The organism is Sphingomonas sp. T1, from assembly GCF_902506585.1.
Classification (GTDB): domain Bacteria; phylum Pseudomonadota; class Alphaproteobacteria; order Sphingomonadales; family Sphingomonadaceae; genus Sphingomonas; species Sphingomonas aerolata.
This window is the reverse complement of the sequence record NZ_LR733883.1, coordinates 1-1,156: the sequence shown is the minus strand read 5'-3', so window position 1 is coordinate 1,156 and position 1,156 is coordinate 1. Positions and strand designations below refer to the sequence as shown.

Annotated in this window: 1 protein-coding gene; it reads left to right on the top strand. The window is 69.6% G+C overall.

What is annotated here, in order from left to right; translation table 11 throughout:
• The coding region (locus tag GV027_RS18680) for a DUF2493 domain-containing protein (RefSeq protein WP_443029566.1) at positions 1-1,000 on the top strand (1,000 nt) is incomplete at its 5' end.
• Positions 1,001-1,156 lie beyond the last annotated feature (156 nt).

Sequence of the window (1,156 nt, the reverse complement as noted above, 5' to 3'; positions counted from 1 at the left end):
CACCAACTTCTCCGACCTGGCCCGCACGATGGCGGACACGCGCGCAACGCAGATCGCCGACGAGACCCGCCAGGACGAGCGCACGCTGCGCACCTATGACGGCGCGTTCATCGAAGGCAGCGAGATGGCCAAGCTCAGCATCGTCGACGCCGCCGAAAAGCTGGACATGCCCGACCCCGAGCAGGCGGCCGCCGCGGTCGACCTGATGATGCGGACCCTGTTCGACGTGTTCCGCGACACCCGGATGGAGGAGCACGCCGCCGACCTCGCATGGGGCTTCGTCAACTCCTTCCACATGGTGGCCAAGCGGGTCGAGGGCCGCGAGGACGACGCCGCCAAGAAGCTCGGGGAGATGGCCCGCGCCTATGATCCGTCGGAGATCTACGCGACCGAGCTGGAGGAGACGCAGCTGCTGTGCCAGACCCTCGAGGGCAACCGCGAGGCGCTGGAGTGCATGCGGGATCACGCCGCCGAGGTGTACCGCGTCGAGACCGGCCGGCCCTTCTCCACGACCCGCGGCAGCAGGGTGTCGTCCAAGCTCACCGCATCGATGATCGAGGGTGCCGACTACCTCGCCGCACGAGCCGCCAAGCGCCGCGCCGACTATCACCCCGAGGGTCCGGTGGTCGCCTTCTCGGGCGGGGCGCAGTGGCACGACCACGAGACGCTGTACGACCGGCTGGACCAGATCAAGCGCCGCATCCCGAACATGGTGCTGGTGACCACCGCCCAGATGAAGGGCTGCGACGCGATCGCGGCCGCGTGGGCAGCATCGCGCGGTTGCAAGATCATCCTGTTCCGCCTGGATCGGAAGCTCGGCAACCGGGCGGGGTTCGTCCGCAACGAGCGGATCACCAACCTGAACCCGGTCGAGGCGATCGTCTGTGAGGGCTCGGGCGTCCAGCTCGACTTCGCACGCAAGCTCCGCAACGCCGGCGTCCCGCTCCACGTGTTCCGTGCCGCCGAGCAGCGCCCGATGGCCATGGATCGTCGGGCCTGACACCGCTCTCGCGAGGGGGCTCCGGGCAACCGGAGCCTCCTTGCCTTTTTCGTCGCGCGGGGGCGGCGCTCCGGGGCATCGAGCCCCATCGCGCCGCGTGGGACTGTGCTTCCGCTCCACCCCGCCACCAGCGGCCACGCACGGCTCGCTCGCATC